This window comes from Streptomyces muensis (genome assembly GCF_021474425.1).
Classification (GTDB): Bacteria; Actinomycetota; Actinomycetes; order Streptomycetales; family Streptomycetaceae; genus Streptomyces; species Streptomyces muensis.
Genome location: NZ_JAKEIP010000594.1, coordinates 1 through 1,058 on the forward strand (window position 1 = coordinate 1; position 1,058 = coordinate 1,058).

Below are 1,058 nucleotides of genomic sequence, written 5' to 3' on the forward strand. Positions count from 1 at the left end.
GTCTGGGGGCGGAGCCCCCAGGGATGGGACGGGTAGGGGCGGCGGGGGCGAGGAACTCAGCGGCGGCGCCGGATCACCCGGCTCACCACGATCGCCGAAGCCAACACCACCGCAGCAGCCGGAGCAGCCCACCGCAACGCCGAAGTCGGTACCACCGTCTGCGGCGCGGGAACCGGCGCATACCGCCCCCGCGGCGGCGCATGGTCCACTTCCTCCGCACTGCGCCCGATCATCGTCCGCCGAGCATGAGCGGCCTCCGCAACGGGCGGCTCACCGGCATCGCCACCGTCACCGGCATCCACTTCAGGCCCCGGCACCGCAGCATCATCCGCATCCGGCGTCGTCTCGAAGTCACTGGTGACCCGAGTCTCGAACTCCCCCGGCGCCAAGCCCTGATCAGCAGTCACGTCAGCGGCGTCATCGGCAGTCTCGACGGCGGAACCCCCGTCCGCCGCACTCTCCTCCCGCTCCTCCCGCTCCTGCTCCGCCACCACTCCCAACTGCTCCCCGAACCGATTCAGCAACCGCCCCACAGCCGCCGAAACCGCGTCCGCCGAGAACTCCGCAACCCGCCCATCCACGGAAGCCGACCCCTCGAACCGCACCGTGGCCCCCGAGCCCCCAGAGCCCTCCTCGGCCTCCCGAACCCACACCGTCAGCGCGAGCTTCACCGACCCGGTGCCCCGCGCCTCGGTCGCGTCGCCCTCGACGGCGTACGACCCGTCCTCGCGCGCGGACACCCGAGCGGTACCCCGATAGGTGATGGTGTGACCACCGACGCGCACCTTCAGCCGCCCGGCGACCGGCTCGGCGCCGGCGTCCTGCTGGAGCCCGGGGACGGCCCGGGCGACCCGTACGGGATCGGCCAGCACCTCCCTGAGCCGCTCGGCCGCAACCGGAACGAACACCTCATGCTCCATGAGGCCCGAGCCTACCCAGCATGGCGAGAAGCGCACCCGAACATCCGGGGATTCTCACCGGGCACCCTCCCCGCGGGCGTATGCTCCCGCGCCCCGGCCCGGCGGACGTATGCTCCCGCCCCGGCCCGGGCCCCGACC

General features: G+C 73.1%; 1 protein-coding gene. It reads right to left on the reverse strand.

Features of this window, described 5'->3' with window-relative positions:
* Positions 1-56: 56 nt before the first annotated feature.
* Entirely contained in the window at positions 57-920 is an 864-nt protein-coding gene (locus L0P92_RS44600) for an SRPBCC domain-containing protein (RefSeq protein WP_234768834.1), read from the reverse strand.
* Between the last annotated feature and the right edge of the window lie 138 nt (positions 921-1,058).

What these genes read in the sequence shown, in the direction of transcription:
- L0P92_RS44600 (WP_234768834.1), bottom strand. Translation starts at nt 920, where the DNA reads ATGGAGCATGAGGTGTTCGTTCCGGTTGCGGCCGAGCGGCTCAGGGAG.